This is a genomic window from Streptomyces sp. NPDC029836, from assembly GCF_055574495.1.
Genome location: NZ_JBVHZI010000002.1, coordinates 967,487 through 985,067 on the forward strand (window position 1 = coordinate 967,487; position 17,581 = coordinate 985,067).

14 protein-coding genes and 2 tRNA genes are annotated in these 17,581 nt (G+C 73.3%); 10 read left to right on the forward strand and 6 right to left on the reverse strand.

Annotation, left to right across the window (positions count from 1 at the left end):
• Window positions 1–37: 37 nt before the first annotated feature.
• From ACZ4XJ_RS10150 to ACZ4XJ_RS10185, 8 genes are all read left to right on the forward strand, one after another.
• Window positions 38–976 (forward strand): phosphatase PAP2 family protein, encoded by a 939-nt coding sequence (locus ACZ4XJ_RS10150; RefSeq protein ID WP_468495852.1) that lies wholly within the window; start codon window positions 38–40, stop codon window positions 974–976.
• Window positions 903–2,081, forward strand: a complete 1,179-nt coding sequence (locus tag ACZ4XJ_RS10155) for a hypothetical protein (RefSeq protein ID WP_468495853.1) — start codon at window positions 903–905, stop codon at window positions 2,079–2,081. The genes ACZ4XJ_RS10150 and ACZ4XJ_RS10155 overlap by 74 nt, the downstream gene beginning before the upstream one ends.
• Window positions 2,069–3,655, forward strand: coding sequence for a hypothetical protein (locus ACZ4XJ_RS10160; RefSeq protein ID WP_468495854.1), 1,587 nt, complete (start codon window positions 2,069–2,071; stop codon window positions 3,653–3,655). Before ACZ4XJ_RS10155 ends, ACZ4XJ_RS10160 begins: the two co-directional genes overlap by 13 nt.
• The gene (locus ACZ4XJ_RS10165; protein WP_362879211.1) at window positions 3,652–4,983 is read left to right on the forward strand and encodes an AAA domain-containing protein; all 1,332 of its coding nucleotides are present in this window, start codon (window positions 3,652–3,654) and stop codon (window positions 4,981–4,983) included. Before ACZ4XJ_RS10160 ends, ACZ4XJ_RS10165 begins: the two co-directional genes overlap by 4 nt.
• Before the next feature lie 156 nt (window positions 4,984–5,139).
• Entirely contained in the window at window positions 5,140–5,697 is a 558-nt protein-coding gene (locus tag ACZ4XJ_RS10170; protein WP_362879213.1) for an NADPH-dependent FMN reductase, read from the forward strand.
• A gap of 77 nt (window positions 5,698–5,774) precedes the next feature.
• Window positions 5,775–6,122, forward strand: a complete 348-nt coding sequence (locus tag ACZ4XJ_RS10175) for a hypothetical protein (protein WP_362879214.1) — start codon at window positions 5,775–5,777, stop codon at window positions 6,120–6,122.
• 178 nt (window positions 6,123–6,300) lie between these two features.
• Window positions 6,301–6,894, forward strand: coding sequence for a bifunctional DNA primase/polymerase (locus ACZ4XJ_RS10180; protein ID WP_468495855.1), 594 nt, complete (start codon window positions 6,301–6,303; stop codon window positions 6,892–6,894).
• Window positions 6,885–6,958, forward strand: a tRNA-Lys gene (locus ACZ4XJ_RS10185). Before ACZ4XJ_RS10180 ends, ACZ4XJ_RS10185 begins: the two co-directional genes overlap by 10 nt.
• A 64-nt stretch (window positions 6,959–7,022) precedes the next feature.
• On the opposite strand, the gene ACZ4XJ_RS10190 is transcribed toward ACZ4XJ_RS10185, so the two are convergent.
• Window positions 7,023–8,258 (reverse strand): M6 family metalloprotease domain-containing protein, encoded by a 1,236-nt coding sequence (locus ACZ4XJ_RS10190; protein WP_362879218.1) that lies wholly within the window; start codon window positions 8,256–8,258, stop codon window positions 7,023–7,025.
• A gap of 368 nt (window positions 8,259–8,626) precedes the next feature.
• Here ACZ4XJ_RS10190 and ACZ4XJ_RS10195 point away from each other — a divergent pair, with 368 nt between their 5' ends.
• A complete protein-coding gene (locus ACZ4XJ_RS10195; RefSeq protein ID WP_468495856.1) occupies window positions 8,627–10,480 on the forward strand; it encodes a putative bifunctional diguanylate cyclase/phosphodiesterase in 1,854 nt (617 codons plus the stop codon).
• 133 nt (window positions 10,481–10,613) lie between these two features.
• On the opposite strand, the gene ACZ4XJ_RS10200 is transcribed toward ACZ4XJ_RS10195, so the two are convergent.
• Together ACZ4XJ_RS10200 and ACZ4XJ_RS10205 are read right to left on the reverse strand one after the other, a co-directional pair.
• A complete protein-coding gene (locus ACZ4XJ_RS10200) occupies window positions 10,614–12,308 on the reverse strand; it encodes a glycosyl hydrolase family 18 protein (protein WP_468495857.1) in 1,695 nt (564 codons plus the stop codon).
• Window positions 12,309–12,562: 254 nt separating this feature from the next.
• Window positions 12,563–13,690 (reverse strand): LLM class flavin-dependent oxidoreductase, encoded by a 1,128-nt coding sequence (locus tag ACZ4XJ_RS10205; RefSeq protein ID WP_468495858.1) that lies wholly within the window; start codon window positions 13,688–13,690, stop codon window positions 12,563–12,565.
• 242 nt (window positions 13,691–13,932) lie between these two features.
• Between ACZ4XJ_RS10205 and ACZ4XJ_RS10210 the strand changes: the two genes are divergently transcribed.
• Window positions 13,933–14,691 (forward strand): IclR family transcriptional regulator, encoded by a 759-nt coding sequence (locus ACZ4XJ_RS10210; protein WP_281206459.1) that lies wholly within the window; start codon window positions 13,933–13,935, stop codon window positions 14,689–14,691.
• A gap of 109 nt (window positions 14,692–14,800) precedes the next feature.
• Here the strand turns inward: ACZ4XJ_RS10210 and ACZ4XJ_RS10215 are convergent.
• The 3 genes from ACZ4XJ_RS10215 to ACZ4XJ_RS10225 all read right to left on the reverse strand — a co-directional run bounded on the left by ACZ4XJ_RS10215 (window position 14,801) and on the right by ACZ4XJ_RS10225 (window position 17,494).
• A tRNA-Lys gene (locus ACZ4XJ_RS10215) sits at window positions 14,801–14,874 on the reverse strand.
• A gap of 200 nt (window positions 14,875–15,074) precedes the next feature.
• Window positions 15,075–16,793, reverse strand: a complete 1,719-nt coding sequence (locus ACZ4XJ_RS10220; RefSeq protein ID WP_468495859.1) for an AMP-binding protein — start codon at window positions 16,791–16,793, stop codon at window positions 15,075–15,077.
• Window positions 16,794–16,819: 26 nt separating this feature from the next.
• A complete protein-coding gene (locus ACZ4XJ_RS10225; RefSeq protein ID WP_468495860.1) occupies window positions 16,820–17,494 on the reverse strand; it encodes a lytic polysaccharide monooxygenase auxiliary activity family 9 protein in 675 nt (224 codons plus the stop codon).
• Between the last annotated feature and the right edge of the window lie 87 nt (window positions 17,495–17,581).

Genomic DNA, 17,581 nt, shown 5'->3' on the forward strand with positions numbered 1-17,581 from the left:
GGGCAACTCCTCCCCTCCCCGCAGCGTCATACACCGTATGACCAATCGACGGCGACCCACGTGGTGGGCGGAACTGCTGCTCCTGGCCCTCGTCTACGGCGCCTATTCCGGCGGCAGGCTGCTGGCGCGGGGCGACGTGGACCTGGCCGTCGACCACGGGCTGGCGATCCTGCGCGTCGAGGAGCTGCTGTGGATGGACTTCGAGCGGCCGCTGAATCGTCTCTTCTCCCAATCGGGAGTCCTCGGCATACCCGCCGACTTCGTCTACGCGTCCCTGCACTACCTCGTCACCCCGGCCGTGCTGATCTGGCTCCACCAACGCCGCCCCCGGCACTACCGCGCCGCCCGGACCTGGCTGGTGGCCTCCACCCTGCTCGGACTCGTCGGCTTCTCCCTGCTGCCCACCTGCCCGCCCCGGCTGCTCGACGCCTCGTACGGGTTCACCGACACGATGGCGCAGTTCAGCGCGTACGGCTGGTGGGGCGGGGAGGCCAGTGCCCCGCGCGGGCTCGGGTCCTTCACCAACCAGTACGCGGCGATGCCGAGCCTGCACGTCGGCTGGGCGCTGTGGTGCGGGGTGCTGCTGTGGCGGCACGCGCGGACGCCGCTGGTGCGGGCGCTGGGGATCGCCTACCCCGTCCTGACGACGGTGGTGGTCATGGGCACCGCCAACCACTACTTCCTCGACGCGGTCGCCGGCGCCGCCGTGATGGGCGCGGGCGCCCTGATCGCCCGCCGCCTGCTCGCGCTCCGCGACCCGGCCGGGACCGGCACGGACGCGGCTCCGGACGCGGCTCCGGACGCGGTCCCGGACGCGGGCCCGGGCGCGGCTCCCGGAGGTCGAGCAGTCGGTTTCCGCGGTAAGTCCCCGATTGTCGGTGGCGGATGGGACACTTCCGCCCGTGAGCTCCTTCCCGCCCAGCGGCCGCCCGCAGCCGACACCGCAGACGACGACACTGCGGCAGCGGCTCGCTGACCTGCGCGGCCCCGCCGTCCCGCCCCGCCCGCTCGACGCCCGGGCGCTCGCCGCGCTCGCCGCCAACCCCGGTTGCGGCAGAAGGGCCCTGCTCGACGGCGCGGGCGTGGACAAGACGGCGCTCGCGGCGGCCCTCGGTTCGCCCGCCTCCTTCGGCCAGTCCCAGTTCGCGATCGTGCGCGGGAACTCCTTCGAGGCCAAGGTCAAGGGCGACGGCGGCGCCGAGCTGCTGCGGCTGGTGCACGAGCGGCTCGGCGGCGGCGAGGCTCCCGGCCCCGACGCCCGCGTCCCCGACCTGACCGCCGCCGGGCCCGAGGGCCGCGCCGCCCGTACCGCGCTGGCGCTGCGCGAGGCCACCGCCGCCGGGGCGTGGACGCTGCTCGACCATCCGATGCTGGCCCTGGAGGTGGCGGGCACCCCCGCCTACCTGGAGCCGGACGCGGTCGTGGTGCACCCCGACGGCCGCTGGACCGTGGTGGAGATCAAATCGTTCCCGATGATCGACGGGGCGGCCGACGCGGCGAAGGTGGGGGCCGCCGCCCGGCAGGCCGCCGTGTACGTGCTGGCGCTGGAGCGGACCGCCGGGAAGCTGGCCGAGGCCGAGGTGGGGCACCGGATCGTGCTCGTCTGCCCGAAGGACTTCTCCAACCTGCCCACCGCCGCCCTGGTCGACGTACGCCGCGAACACGCGGTGACCCGGCGGCAGTTGGAGCGGCTGACCCGGGTCGAGGACCTCGCCGCGGCGCTGCCCGAGGGGCTCTGCTTCGATCCGGCCCGCCCCGCCGAGGAACTGGACGAGGCCGTCTCCGCCGTCACCGCGGCCTACGCCCCCGAGTGCCTGGCCGCCTGCGAGCTGGCCTTCCACTGCCGCGAGCGGTCCCGCGCCGCGGGCGACCCCGGCGCGCTGGGCCGTTCCGTACGGGGCGAGCTGGGCGGCCTGACCACCGTGGAGGCGGCCCTCGCGGCGGCTGCCGGGGCGGGCCCCGCCGACGATCCCACCGCCGCCGCGCTGCACCACGCGGCCCGGCTGCGCGCCGAGGCCCTGGAGCAGGCCGCGGCCCGCCCCCCGCACCACGCCCCGGAGACCCCCGAATGCCCCTGCTGAGCACCCTGGCCCGGCTTGAGGCGGTCCGCGCGGGCCGCGCCCAGCCGCTGGCGACCGTACGGCACCGCCACCTGAGCCCGCGTCCGATGGTCTTCGTACCGCTGACCACCGCGGGCGAGGCGGGCGCCCCGCTCGGCGCGATGGTGGGCACCGACCGGCACGAGCCGCGGGTGTTCGTGATACCCCAGCCGCGCGACCGCGACCTGCGCTGGGCGTTCCTGGCGGAGCTCGCCGTCCACGTGCTGGCGCACATCGACGCGTACGCGGACACCGTCGAGCCCGCCGAGCGGACGGAGACCGACCCGGAGAGCGGCAAGCGCGTCAAGGTCGAGACCGAGCTGTGCGTGGACGCGCCGCAGCTGATCGTGCCCAGCCGCGCCGGCGTCGAGTACGTACGGCTGCTCGGCCGCTCCATGCGGTTCCGGCGCACCGCCGAGGAGGATCCGGAGAACCCGTACCCGGCGCCCTCGCAGGTGCCGATGCTGGGCCGCTGGTTCTCGCACCTCGCCGAACGCTCCCGGGTGCCCGGCTCCTCGATGCTGCTGTCGGCGACCGATCTGCTGTCCCGGCACTGGGCCACCGGCCAGAGCAACCTGGAGGACCAGCACCTGGGCGCGCTGCTGGGCTGGATCGACCCGCCCGGGGGCACCTCGGGCGCGCGGGCGGCGTACGAGGCGGAACTCACCCGGGACGGGCGGGGCCAGTTGTCCTGCCCGCCGGCCGGCCCGGCCACCGATCCGGCGTTCGACAACACGCTGCTGGCCCCGGCCATCGCCCGCTTCGACGCGGCCCGCTCGGCCCTCGCGGCCGGGACCGGCGGCGAAACCCCGGTGCGGGAGGCCGAGGGGGCGGTGCGCGCCCTGGTCGTCTCGCAGATGGAGCGCGCCTGGCGGGACACCTGGCGGGCGCTCGATCTGGTGCGCGCGCTGCCGCCGGGCGAGCGGACCGAGGAGCGCTGGACCCGCGACCGCTGGTCCTACACCGGTCACCGGGACCGCGTCCGCGCGGGCGAGCCACCGCAGCCGCGCCGCGACGACGCGGTGACCGCGGCGCAGAAGCTCGCCACCCGGGAGACCGAGCAGGTGCGTCTGGACGCCCAGGAGGCACTGGACGATCCGCTGGTCATGGCGGGTCGGCGGCTCGCGGGCGAGGCGTTCGCCGGTGAGGTCACCGAGGTGGTGATGGAGTGGACGGACTCCAAGCGGCCCAGTCCGCGCCCGCTGGTGACGGTGGCGACGGAGGACCGGCCGCAGCTCGCCGAGGACGGCGGCGGGAAGGTGTACCGCTCGCTGGACGGCCGCCCCCAGTCGGCGCTGTTCGTGCGCCGGGAGGACGACGGACACCTCGTGCTGCGGCTGCTGGACAAGATGGGCCGTACCCGGGAGCCGGAGCCGGGCTCGGTGCCGGAGAAGGGCGACCGGATCTGCTGGACGCTGTTCGAGCACGACGCGCGCGGCGGACCGAAGCTGCCCGATCCGGAGAACACCCCGTGGACGCACGGAGGGCCGCCCGGATCGGCGGCGTCCGTCCCCGGCCCGCTGCCCGACGCCGTGACCGACGAGGACATCCTGTGACCGCCTTCGACCCGGGCGCGGCCGCCGCCCAGGCGACCGCCGCCATCCTGCGCGACACCCTGCACGGCACCGAGCGGGGCGTGGTGGTGGATTCGCCGCCCGGGGCCGGCAAGTCGACGCTCGTGGTGCGCGCCGCGCGGGAACTGGCCGCGGCCGGGCGCCGGCTGATGGTGGTCGCGCAGACCAACGCGCAGGTCGACGACCTGGTGCTGCGGCTGCACGACAAGGACCCGGAGCTGCGGGTGGGTCGACTGCACAGCAGCGACGGCGACGCCTACGACCCGGCGCTGCGCGAGCTGCCGTCGGTCACCCTGTCGTCGAAGCCGGGTGACCTCGCGGAGTTGCCCATCACCTTGTCGACGGCGGCGAAGTGGGCGTACGTGAAGGACGCCGAGCCCTGGGAGCACGCCATCGTGGACGAGGCGTACCAGATGCGCTCGGACGCGCTGCTGGCCGTGGCGGGGCTGTTCGAGCGGGCGCTGTTCGTGGGCGATCCCGGGCAGCTCGACCCGTTCAGCGTGGTCGGCGCCGAGCAGTGGGCGGGCCTGTCGTACGACCCTTCGGCGTCGGCGGTCTCCACGCTGCTGGCGCACAACCCGGGGCTGCCGCAGCACCGGCTCCCGGTGTCGTGGCGGCTCCCGGCGACGGCCGCGCCGCTGGTCTCGCGCGCCTTCTACCCGTACACCCGGTTCCGCAGCGGCACCGACCACGGCGACCGGCGGCTCTCGTACGGGGTCGCGGGCGACGGTTCGGGCCCCGACCGGGTGCTGGACGAGGCCGCCGAGGCGGGCTGGGGGTTGCTGGAGCTGCCCGCGCGGCACACCCCGCGCACCGACCCGGAGGCGGTCCGGGCGGTGGCGCTGGTGGTCCGTCGGGCCCTGGACCGGGGCGCGGTCACGGTCGACGAGCAGTCCCCGGACCCGTCGCCGCTGACGGCGGACCGGATCGCGGTGGGTACCGCGCACCGCGACCAGGCGGCCGCGGTGCGCGCCGCCCTGACCGCGCTGGGCGTGTCCGGGGTTACCGTGGACACCGCGAACCGGTTGCAGGGCCGCGAGTACGACCTGACAGTGGTGCTGCACCCGCTGTCGGGCCGCCCGGACGCCACCGCGTTCCACCTGGAGACGGGCCGGTTGTGCGTGCTGGCCTCCCGGCACCGGCACGCCTGCGTGGTGGTGGCCCGGGCGGGCATAGCGGACCTGCTGGACGCCCACCCGTCGACGGAACCGGTCCAACTCGGGGTCACGGTGAAGTTCCCGGACGGCTGGGAGGCGAACCATTCGGTGCTGGCGCACCTGGCGGAGCACCGGGTGGCGTGGCGGCCCTGACGGGGCGTCGCGCGGGCCGACTTTGACATAGTGCGCGGCCCGCGTTTCCCCAGGTGAGGCGCCCCCGGCCACAATGGCGGCCGTTCAGCACGGCGCGGCCGACCTCGGTCGTGCCGGGGCACCATCACGGCACCACCCACGGGGAGTTCATCCATCATGACCCGCCTGCTCGTCATCTCCGCCGCCACCCGCCCCACCTCCAGCGGCCGTCCGCTCGCCGCCTGGGTGGCCGACCGGGCCCGCGCGCACGGCGCCTTCGAGGTGACCCCGGTGGACCTCGCCGAGATCGCGCTGCCGTTCCTGGACGAGCCCGAGTACGCCTCCACCGGCATCTACGCCCACCAGCACACCCGCGACTGGAGCGCCCTGGTGTCCTCCGCCGACGCGTTCGTCTTCGTGCTGCCCATGTACAACGGCGGGTTCACGGCCCCGTTCAAGAACGCCGTCGACTTCCTCTACAGCGAGTGGCGGGGCAAGGCGGTCGGCGTGGTCAGCTACAGCGCGGGTCCGACGGGCGGCGTCCCGGCCGCCGAGATGCTGCTGCCGGTCCTGACCCGGCTGGGCATGCGGGCGGCCGGGCGCTCCGCGTCGGTCCCGGGTGTCAACGCCCTGATCGGGGACGCGGGCTTCGAGGCCCCGGCCGGGCTGGTGGAGCGGCTGGACGGGGTCCTCGACGACGTCGCGGCGCTGGCCAAGGAGCCCGTCGCCGTGTGACGCGGGGCACTCTTGCGCGACGTTGGACAATGGAGGGTGGCCCGGAAGGATTTCGCACGCGCAGCAGGAGGACACGCATGGCAGAGCCCGAGCGGACCGAGCGGAGGCTACGGCCCGCGCCGTTGCTCTTCGAGCCCTCGGCGGCCGCCACGGACCCGGAGCACTTCTTCGACCTGGAATCCATCGAGGATCCGCGTGAGCTGCTGGCCCGGGCCACCGAGCTGACGCTGGCCTTCCGGGCGGCGCACGACCGGGCCGTGGAGTTCCAGGCCCTGGCGGCGGCTCAGCTGGCGGATCCCCGGCGCTTCGACCGGATCCCGCCGGAGGCGATCGCGGAGGTCGCGGAGTGGACCGAGGACTACGCGCGCAAGATGATCGAGTTCGGCGAGGACCTCCAGCGCGGCGCCGCCCCGGAGGGACCGTAGGCGTACCGACGGCCGGGCGGGTGCGGATCCCGTATCCGCCGGGCGGGTGCGGATCCCGTACCCGCCCGGCGGAGGCACCTGGCATATGCGCGGCGCAACATACCCCAGCGACGCCCGCCCTGTCCCGGTTTTCGGTAACTCCCGGGAACGGTGGCATCACGCCCGGTAGACCTGGGGCATGACGACGCTGACGACGGCCTCCACCGGTCCCTCCCTCGACGGCACGGACGGACGCCCCGCGTCCGCGACCCACGTCACACCGCAGGGCGCCGCCTGGCTGGCATCCGCGTCCGCCCGGCCCGAGCACACCCTCGCCGCCTGGCTGGCCCGGCCCACCACGCCCGGCGCGCTGCCCTGCGGGACCGCCTTCGACGTCGTCAACGTCCCGCTCGTACGGGGCCGCCGGATGCTCGACCTGCTGTGGGAGCGGGGCCCCGGCTCCGGCCCGGCCGCCGTGCACCGCGGCCGGATGCTGCTCTTCGCCACTCCGGGGACGGCCCAGCGGTTGCCGGCCCTGCTGGCCTGGGAGGAGTGGAGCCCGGCCGCGCCGGCGCCGCTATGCCACGGTCTCGGCGACGCCGTCACCGTGCCCCCGCTGGCCGCCGTGCCCGGTCCCTCCCGGTGGCTCGTGGCGCCCGATTGCCGACTCCCCCGGCTGCCCGGCCCGGACGCCCTGCTGTGGGCGTTCCTGCACGCCGGCCGGGGTGCGGCGACGATTTTTCCTTCGCCGGATCCTGATGCTAATGTCTACGACGTCAGCACGCGCCGCTAGCTCAGTTGGTTAGAGCAGCTGACTCTTAATCAGCGGGTCCGGGGTTCGAGTCCCTGGCGGCGCACAGACGGAAGAAGGCCCCCCACGCGAGTGGGGGGCCTTCTTCGTGTGCCGTCCCGGGCGGCCGGCTATGTGGTGATCTTGACCGTGTACGCGCCGGACCGGGTGCGGTCGGCGACCTCGATCGTGATGCCCTCCCCGGGCACGGTGAAGGCCTCGCCGACCTCCAGGGGCGCGTCCGCCAGCGGCGGGTACACCGAGCGGTCCCAGCAGGCCTCGGTGCGCGGGTGCGCGTCCAGGACCTCGATGGGGCCACCGCCGGACGACGCCTCGTTGCGGACCCGGTAGACCAGCACCCCCTCGGTGCAGGTCTCCCCGTCGTTGCCGACGGAACCCCGCGCCTCGACGGCGATCGCGCTGCCGGGGCCCGTACGGATCACCGCCAGCCGGGTGCCGCCGGTGCTGCCGGGGGCGGGGGCCTGGGCGAGCGGCTGGAGGGTGTGCATCGAGGAGCCGGACCGTACGCAGTCCACCTGCGAGCGGTCCAGCCAACCCAGCTTCCACTTGTGCCACGCGAACAGGTCGGGGGCCATGCCGAACTGGCTGCCCATGACGTCCCAGTCACCGACGTACGTGTCCCAGTCGCCCTTGCCGTCGGAGGGGCGGTGGTAGAGGTCGGGCAGGTCGAAGACGTGTCCGGTCTCGTGGGCGAGGACGTTGCGGTCCGGGGGGTGCCGCTCGAAGACGGTGACGATCCGGCGCAGCGGCGTCCCGTCGGCGGTCGGCGGCCGGTCGAAGTTGACGACCTTGGTGGCGTCGGAGTCCACCCCGGGCGCTTCCGGATCGGCGACGAAGTAGACGACGTCGTAGGCGCTGAAGTCGACCTCCGGGTCCGCGACGGCGACCGCGTCCCGCAGGTAGGCCGCCCGGTCCTCGGGGGCCCAGTCCCGCCTTATCCCGTACTCGGTGGACGGCTTGGGCATCCGGATCCACTGCTTCTGCGGGTGCGGGACCAGCCGGAACCGTCCGTAGGAGGCCCGCTCGAAGAAGTCGCTGGTGGCGGGGAAGTAGTCGGAGGTCAGCTGGTCCGGGGTGAGGCCGGTGCGGTGGTCGGGGAAGGAGAGGAACACCATCACCGCGTTGAGGGTGCGTTCCGGCTTGGGATAGGCGCGGTTCCAGGTGTCGAGGCCGAGCGAGTGGTGCGCCGCCGTACGGGTCAGGGCGCAGGGGCCCGCCTCGGAGTCGGCCGCGGCGGGGGCGGCGATCAGCGACATGGCCGCGAGGGCCGCCATGGAGGTGAGGACCGCCGCGGCACTTCGGGCGCGGGAGCCGTCCACTCCCCCGGGTGTCTGCTGTCGCGGCACATCGACCTCCGGTGGTGGATTGGTGACCTTTCATCCACTTTGAGGCGATTGTCTTACTAATGCCTTGTTCCGGTGCCCCACACGAGTGAGCGCTACGGCAAGACGGTGACCCCCGGGGTTCACGCACACGCATACGGAACGTCACGATCGATCACCGGGGATCAGGTGCGGGTCACGGCTGCTCACAGGTGTGCGGAAACGATCAGCCCGGGGTGGTCGGCGGACCATCCGACAGGGCGTCAGCACGGCGCCGTCGCGACGAAGGACCGTGTTCCGTACGGCGACGCCGCTGGATAGGGCCTCCCGGCAGCCTCTATGATCGGCACACTTTCCTGCACGGACACTCACGAGCACTGCGGGAGCCAACGGTGAGCGGAACCTCAGAGGGGACCGGTTCGGCGGCCGACAGCATCCGATCGGCCCTTACGGAGCGTCACCCAGTAGTGCCGGCCGTGCCCGGCATGGCGGCGGCGCCGGACCGGTTCGCGCCGGAACCCCTCGACTACCGGGCCGCCTTCGACGCGGCCCACCTCGCGATGGCCGTGGTCGGCCGCGACGGCGACGTCATCGCCGCCAACCAGGCCCTCGCCGGGCTGCTGGGCGGTGAGCCGCGCGCGCTGATCGGGCAGTCGGCGGCCGACCTGGTGGACCTGGCGGCCGAGGCCCGGACCTGGCAGGCGTACCAGGAGGTGTTGCGCGGACGGCAGGCCCGGCTGCGCTGCACGCGCCGCCTCAAGCACCCCGACGGGCACTCCTTGTGGACGGAGGTCACCCTGGGGCCGGTCCCCGGCACCAGGGACGTGCTGCTCTCGGTCGCCGACATCAGCGACCGGCGCGACCTCCAGGCCCGGTTGCGCCACCTCCAGATGCACGATCCGGTGACCCGGCTCCCCAACCGGGCGCTGTTCTTCGAGCGGCTCTCGGCCGCGCTGGAGGCCTCCGCGTACGGGAAGGGCGGAACGGGCCGCATCGGCCTGTGCTACCTCGATCTGGACGGTTTCAAGGCCGTCAACGACACCATGGGGCACCGGGTCGGGGACCGGCTGCTGACGGCGGTCGCGGCCCGGCTGACCCAGTGCGCGGACCAGTCCGGGTACGGGCGCACCGGCGGCCACCTGGTGGCGCGGCTCGGCGGCGACGAGTTCGCGCTGCTCGTGGAGGACTCCACCGGCACGGACCAGCTCACGGACCTGGCGCGGAGCGTCCTGGCCGCCGTACAGGAGCCGTTCGACCTGGCCGGACAGCGACTGTCGGTGTCCGCGTCGATCGGCGTGGTGGAACGCGACACGGAGGGGACGACGGCGACCGGGCTGATGCAGGCCGCCGACACGACGCTGTACTGGGCGAAGGCGGACGGCAAGGCCCGCTGGACCCTCTTCGACCCGGAGCGCAACGCGCACCGGATGACCCGGCAGGCGCTGTCCTCGACGCTCCGACCGGCGGTGGAGCGCGGCGAGTTCGAGCTGGAGTACCAGCCGCTGGTGGACCTGGAGAGCGGCGCGGTGCGCGGGGTGGAGGCCCTCGTGCGCTGGAACCACCCGCAGTTCGGCACGTTGACGCCGAATCGGTTCATCGGCATCGCCGAGGAGGACGGTTCGATCGTCCAGTTGGGCGGCTGGGTGCTGCGGACCGCCTGCCGGCAGGCCCGCCGTTGGCAGATCGAACAGCCCAGTGACGCACCGGTGTTCGTGTCGGTGAACGTGGCGGTGCGGCAGGTGTGGGATTCCGACCTGGTCGGGGACGTCGCGGAGATCCTCGCCGAGACGGGGCTGGCCCCGCAGCTGCTCCAGCTGGAGCTGACGGAGTCGGCGGTCATGGGCTCGGCGGGCCGCCCGCTCCAGGCCCTCCAGGCGCTGAGCGACATGGGCGTACGGATCGCCATCGACGACTTCGGCACCGGCTATTCGAACCTGGCCTACCTGAGCCGGCTGCCCGTGTCGGTCCTGAAGCTGGACGGCTCCTTCGTGCACGGCTTCCGCTACGAGGACGGGGCGCACCCGAACCCGGCCGACGAGACCATCGTGGAGGCCCTGGTCCAGCTCGCCCACCGGCTGGGCCTGACGGTCACCGCGGAGTGCGTGGAGACCGCCGGCCAGGCCGCCCGCCTGCGGCGCGTGGGCTGCGACACGGGCCAGGGCTGGCTGTACTCCCGCGCGGTGGCCCCGGACGTGATCGCCCGCATGATCGGCCGCCAGGCCGCGGCCCCGCGTCCCGCGGTCTGAGGGGGCGCGGGGCGACGCGGCGCCGGGCCGTGCGCCGCGGGAGCGCGGCATCGGGCAACCGTGGGACACACCCCGCCCCGCACCCGGAATCCGGGGCGGGGCGGGGTGGCGCTCGGCGCGGGGTGGGGGGAGATCAGCAGGCGCCGAGGTCCTTCCAGACACCCCATTCACCGGTGGTGCCGGGCGCCTCGTTCTGGGTCCACCACTGGGCCTTGTACTTGCGGCCGTTGTGGGAGACCTCCGTGCCGCCGGTGTAGACGCTGCCCGCGACGTAGGCCGGGACGGAACCGCAGCCGGTGGGCGGCGTCGTCGGAGGCGTGGTCGGCGGGGTCGTCGGCGGGGTGGTGGGAGGCGTGGTCGGCGGGGTGGTCGGCGGCTGGGTGGTGCCGCCGAGGGCGTCCGAGATCTGGTTCAGCAGGGTGGTGTTGTTGTCCAGACCGAGGAGGGAGTACATCATCGCGCCGGCCAGGCCGCGCTGCTTGCCGTAGTCGACCCGGGCCTGGATGGCCTTCTGGTTCAGGCCGGTGAAGAACTCGCCGTCCTTGTAGAAGTAGGCGGACTTGGCGCCCTCGTCCCAGAAGGTGGTCGCCGGGTTGTCGACGATCCCGCCGAGCTCCTTGTAGTGGGCGATGCCGGCCTGCTGGCTGACCGGGCGGACGTTGGAGGCTCCGGTGGCCGACTGGGCGAGACCGTTGTTCGCGCCGGCCGGGACGCCCTTCCAACCGCGGTAGTAGAACTCGTAGCCCAGGGTCAGCTTGTTGGCGGGGAAGCCGCCGGCGATCCCGTAGACCGGGTTGCCGTCAATCCAGGAGTCGATGGCGTTGTCGACGCTGTACTTCTGGGTGCCCGGGGCGATCGGGTCGGTCGGGTCACCGGCCGGGGAGTAGAGCGGGGACTGGTGGTAGGTCGGGCCGTCGCTGTCCCAGGCGCCGTGCATGTCGTACGTCATGATGTTCGCGTAGTCGAGGTACGCGCCGATCTTGTCCGTCTCGATGTACTTGATCTTGTCCTGGCCGGCCGGCAGGGCCGCCGTCAGCAGGTACTTCTTTCCGCCGTTGGCCGTGCCCTCGGCGTCGAGCTGCTTGCGGAACTCCTGGAGCAGCAGGGTGAAGTTCTGCTTGTCCTCGGGGCCGTAGTGGTTGCCCAGGTGGCCGCCGGAGGAGCCCGGGTACTCCCAGTCGATGTCGATGCCGTCGAAGACGCCCGCCGCGGTGCCGGGGCCGCCGAAGCCGCCCTCCACCGGGAGGTCGCCCTTGATGTACTGCTTGATGCAGGAGGCGACCAGCTTCTTGCGGGAGGCGTCGGTCTTCGCCGCGTCGTGGAAGAACTTCGAGTAGGTCCAGCCGCCCAGCGAGATGTTGATCTTCAGGTGGGGGTACTTGGCCTTCAGTTCCTTGAACTGGTTGAAGACGCCCACGATCGGCTGGTCCCACTTGTCGGCGACGCCGTCCACGCTGTCGGCCGCGCTGAAGGACTTCTGGTAGTCGGCGTAGCTGTCGCCCGCGCCGTCACCGGCGTTCGGGTTGTTGTCGTCCCCGGCCGCCTTGTTGGCCTCGAAACAGGTGAGGTCGGTGGGGTGGATGTTGCCGAACGAGTAATTGATCACGTCCAGCTTCCCCGCGATGCCCCGGGTGTCGAGGTGCTTGGGGTAGAAGGCGTTGCCGTAGACGCTCCACTGGTCGTAGTAGGCGATGCGGACACCGCCGCTGCTCACGGTGGTGGAGGCGTCCGCGGCCTGCGCGGTACCGAGTCCCGCGAAGGAGGCAAGCGCTCCGGCTGCCAGCGCGGCCGTGGCGGCGGCCGCGATGAGGGGTTTACGGATGTGCATGAACTGCCTCCGGGGGGTGGGAGGGGAGGGCATCGGCTTCAGGTGAGAGAAGTGATAGCGATCACCGACCGCCCCAGTCAATGGTTTGGACCAAAGAAGGACTAGACCACTGAGCGGCCAAATGTGCTCGTCAGAGACCTGAGCGCACACGAAGAACCGCCCGCCACCCCGGGTGACGAGCGGTTTAAGACTCCCTTAGGCCATGCTCCGGCAAGGTTTCGGCAACAAACCAGCCAAACCCCGTTCTCGACCGCTCAAGACGGAATCGAGAGGTCCGTCGGCATGCCGTACGCATCTGCGACGAGCCCGTAGGACCGCAGACGGACGTCTCCGCCGTGGGCGTTGGCCGTCAACATCAGCTCATCGGCGCCCGTCCGCTTCACCAGCCCGTCGAGCCCGGAGCGGACCTCGTCGGGGGTGCCGTGGACGATGTTCGCGAGCCAGCCGTCGACGAACTCCCGCTCCGGCGGGGAGAAGGGGTACGCCGCCGCCTCCTCGGGCGTCGGGACCAGCCCGGGCCGGCCGCTGCGCAGCCGGAGCATCGACAGCGCGCCGGTCAGGACCTGGGCGCGGGCCTCCCGCTCGGTGTCGGCGGCGAGCGCCGAGACTCCGATGACGGCGTACGGGGCGTCCAGGACGGCCGACGGCCGGAAGCTCTGCCGGTACAGGTCCAGCGCGGGCAGGGTGCCGGCGGCCGAGAAGTGGTGGGCGTACGCGAAGGGCAGGCCCAGCTCGCCGGCGAGGCGGGCGCTGAAACCGGAGGAGCCGAGCAGCCAGACGGGCGGGCGCCCGGCGGGCCCCTGCACCGGTCCGGGGACGGCGTGCACGCGGGCGTACGGGTGCCCGTCGGGGAAGTCGTCGTCGAGGAAGCGGAGCAGCTCCGCGAGCTGCCGGGGGAACTCGTCGGCGGCCTCGTCGAGCCGCCCGGAGCCGCGCAGCGCGGCGGCGGTGCGCGGGTCGGTACCCGGCGCCCGGCCGAGTCCGAGGTCGACGCGGCCCGGGGCGAAGGCCTCCAGGGTGCCGAACTGCTCGGCCACGGTCAGCGGGGCGTGGTTGGGCAGCATCACCCCGCCCGAGCCGAGCCGGATGCGGGAGGTGTGGGCGGCCAGGTGGGCCAGGATCACGGCCGGTGAGGAGCTGGCGACCCCGGGCATGGAGTGGTGCTCGGCGACCCAGTGCCGGTGGTAACCGCGGGACTCGGCGAGCCGCGCGATCTCCACGCTGGTGCGCAGCGACGCCGTCGCCGTGCTGCCGCTGCCGACGGTGACGAGGTCGAGGACCGACAGCGGCACCGGCGCCCCGCCCCGGACGGTCCCGCGGATCGGATCCGCGGCCCCCCGCCCCTCACCCGTGTGCCGGCCCGCGTCCCCGGTGTCGCTCATCGTCGCTCCCGTCCCGTCCCGTTCGTCTCGTTCGGTGGCTCTACGAAGTAATCGAACGGTCCCGGTGCCCCCGGGCATTCCCGGCAGACCGGGACGCGCTCATGCATCTGGCATATGCCAGATGAGTTACGCCTGATGGAGGGACTTGATTAAGCCATCAATCTCATCAACACACGCTCCACGTGGGCCTCTTGATGGCTATCGTGGTAGAGCAAGCGGTAACAACCTGGTAGGGGGAAACCGTGGCGCTGAAGCCCGAGCCGACCGCGCCGTTCCACTCGGTGCAGTACGCCCTGCGCGTACTCGAAACGATCGCCCGCCACACCGGCGGCGTGACCGACGTACAGATCGCGCGTGAGACAGGCCTGCCCGCGGCCCATCTCGCCCCGATGCTGCTCATGCTGCGCCGGGAGGGGTACGTCCTGCAGGTGTCGGACGGCGCCTACGCCATAGGGGACTCCCTCGTCCTGCTCGGTTCCGGGATCGACCGGCAGCAGGCTCTCCAGGAGAAGCTCCAGGAAACCCTGGACCGGCTGCGGGATTCGGTCGGCGCGGCCGTGTACATCAGCCGGTACGTGGACGGCGAGGTCCGCATCACCCAGTTCGCGGACAGTCCGCGCACGCCGAAGGTGCACGAGTGGGTCGACTTCCGTTCGGCGGCGCACGCCAGCGCGGTCGGCAAGTGTCTGCTGACGCAGCTCGACCTGAACGGGCGGCGCGACCACCTGTCGCGGCACAAGATCGCCCGGCTCACCTCGAAGACGATCGTGAACGAACGGATCCTGTTCTCGAAGCTGGACAGCCAGCCGGCCACCGTGCCCATGCTGGACCTGCAGGAATACGCGGTCGGGACGGTCTGCGCGGCCGTACCGATCACCGCCGGAGCGGCCGTGGGCTGCCTGGCGCTGTCGCTGCCCGTCGAGCACGCCCACCGACTGCGGGCCGCCGCCGACACCCTGAACCGCAAGGCAGCACCGCTACTGCTGTCGCTCACGCTCTGAGGGGCGCGTCCCGGTTGGTCCACCGAGGCCGGAGAGGCCGGAGAGGCCGGAGAGGCCGGAAAACACTTCGGGCGGTTCCCGGTGAACCGGGAACCGCCCGAAGTACAGGTGCGCCGCCAGGGACTCGAACCCCGGACCCGCTGATTAAGAGTCAGCTGCTCTAACCAACTGAGCTAGCGGCGCCTGACAAAGAAAATACTACCTGCTCCCCGGGGGTGCTCAAAACCATTACCGCGCGCGGGCGCACGCGCCGGCAGCCGCCGGGAGGCGTCCCGGGGCGGGTCCCTCGCGCCGACCGAAACGCGTCTGCGTCCGGCGCCCGGGTCGGCGGGGCGCCTGGGACGAGTGGTGCGGGCGGGGTGGGTGGGGCTGGTGGGGCGGGGTCAGTGGTCCAGGAGGGCGCGCCGGCCGTGGGCGTCGTACGCCGTCAGCAGGGCGCGGAGGTCCGGGGCGTCGAGCGGGCGGTAGCCGGGGGCGCCGGGCGGCCGCCACCAGACGGGTTCCGGGCAGCGGAAGCCGGTGCGGCGCAGGGCGACCCGGTGGACCTTGTTCGTCGCGGTGACGGGCAGGGCGTCGAGGATCCGCAGGTAGCGGGGGGTTATCTTGGTACCGAGGTCCGGTTGGGCGGTGAGGAAGCGGGTGAAGGCGTCCGGATCGAAGGCCTCTCCCCCGCGCAGTGCCAGGGCGGCCATGACCTGGTCGCCGGCTGCTTCGTCCGGGACGGCGTAGACGGCGACGGCGGCCGCCGCGTCCCAGCGGGCCAGGATGTTCTCGATCATCGCGGCGGCGAGGTTCTCGCTGTCGACGCGCAGCCGGTCGTCCGTGCGGCCCGCGAACCAGAGGAAGCCGCCGGGGTCGCGGAAGAAGAGGTCCCCGGTCCAGTACCAGCCCTCGCGGGTGCGGGCGGCGTCCGCGTCGGGGTTGCGCCAGTAGCCCTCGAACCGGCTGCGACCCCGGTTGACCAGTTCGCCTATGGCCTCCTCGCCGTTCAGCAGGCGGCCGTCGGGATCCAGCAGGGCCGGGGGGCATTCGCGCCCGGTCTCCGGGTCGATGACGGCGAGGTCGTCGCCGGCTCCGGCGCGGCCGAGGGCGCCCGCCGGGGTGTCGGGGGTGCGCTGGACGGAGGCGCCGCCCTCGGTGGCCCCGTACCCCTCCACCAGCCGGACCCCGAACCGCTCGGCGAAGCGGGCCGCGTCGACCGCCCCGGCCTCGGTGCCGAAGCCCAGGCGCAGGGTGTGTTCGCGGTCGTCGGGGCGGGGGCCGGTCGCCAGGAGGTACTGGACGGCCCGGCCGACGTAGGTGAAGTAGGTCGCGCCGTAGGCCCGTACGTCGTCCAGGAACGCGGAGGCCGAGAAGCGGCGGCGCAGGGCGACCGCGGCGCCGCCGGCGAGGGCGGGCAGCCAGTCGGCGATGACGGCGTTGCCGTGGAAGAGCGGCATGCAGACGTAGTGGACGTCGTCCGGGCCGACCGAGAAGTGCCGGGCCAGGGAGTGGCCGGCGGCGGCGAGCCGGCCCTGGGTGCAGATGGCGGCCTTGGGGGCGCCGGTGGAGCCGGAGGTGAAGTAGAGGAGGAGCCGGTCGGCGGGGCCGGGCGGGCGGCGTACGGCCGCGTCGCCGGGCGCGGCGCCGGCGTACGGGGCGAGCAGGGCCTCGTACTCCTCGGTCCCGGTGACCAGGATCCGTACGCCGGGCAGGTCGAGGCCGCGCAGCAGCGGCAGGTGGGCGGCTTCGGTGACCAGGATCCGGCAGTCGGTGTGCAGGATGTCCCGGGCCAGCTCGGGGCCGCGCCGGGTGGGATTGATCCCGGCGACGGCGGCCCCGGCAAGGGCCGCCGCGCCGAGCCAGAACGGGAACTCGGGGGTGTTGTCGAGCAGCACGCCCACGTGCGGCTGCGCCCCCGGCGCCAGCAGGTCGACGAGCAGGGCCGCCCGGGCGGCGGCCTCCCGGGCCGCGCGGTGGTGGCTCAGCGCGGTGGGGCGACCGTCGTCGTCCCGGTACTTCAGCCCGGGCCGGTGGTCGTCCCAGCCGCGCGCCACGAGTTCCGCGACGGTTCCGGGTGCGTCGGATGCGTGGGGGGCATCGGGTGCAGTCGTCGTCCGCATGCCGCCGGAGGTTAGCTGACGTTCCGTCAGAATTGAACGTCGGAGCAGGAGTAGAAGGCCATCGGGGTGTCGTGGACGGTCCACACGGCCAGGATCATGTGCCGGCCGGTCTTCCCGCTCGGCATGGCGCCCTGGTGGGTGGTGGTCATGGCGGGACGGGCGCCGTTGTAGGCCACCGTCAGGAAGGGCTGGAGGTCGAGCGCGGAGCGGGTGAGGGGCCGGCTCGGGTCCCAGCCGTTCTTGGTGACGTAGTACTTGATGTCGGTGGTGGCGTGGTTCGCGGTGAACTGCCAGCGGAAGCTGTAGCCCTGCCCGGCGCTCACGCTCGTGGCGGGCCAGGCGCCGCCGCGCGGGTCGTCGAGCTGCGCGAACTCGGGGTGACCGGCGGCGCATATCGTGCCGTCGGAGGGGCCGAGGCCCGGGAAGCCCTTGGGGCCCTCCGCGCTCTGCGGCTCCCACTGGATGGGCCCGCAGTTGGAGACGGTCTTGTTGGCGCAGAGCTTCTGGCGGCTGATCGGGGTGTCGGTGTAGCCGTGGCTGCTCGCGGTGGGCGCGGTGACCAGGGCGGCGGCGGCGAGGAGGCCGAGGCCGAGCACGGTGGCGCCGGCGGCGCGGCCGGTGCGCGCGGGGCCGCGGGGCGGCTCGACGCCGCTGGAGTGCGCGGACGGGTCGGGGCGGGTGGGCATGCGGAAGAGACGCATGATGCTCCTTGGACGTGGGGGGACGCGGGGATACGTGGGGGTCGTGGGGATCGTGGGGGATCCGGCGGGAGCGTGCGCGCGCGTGGG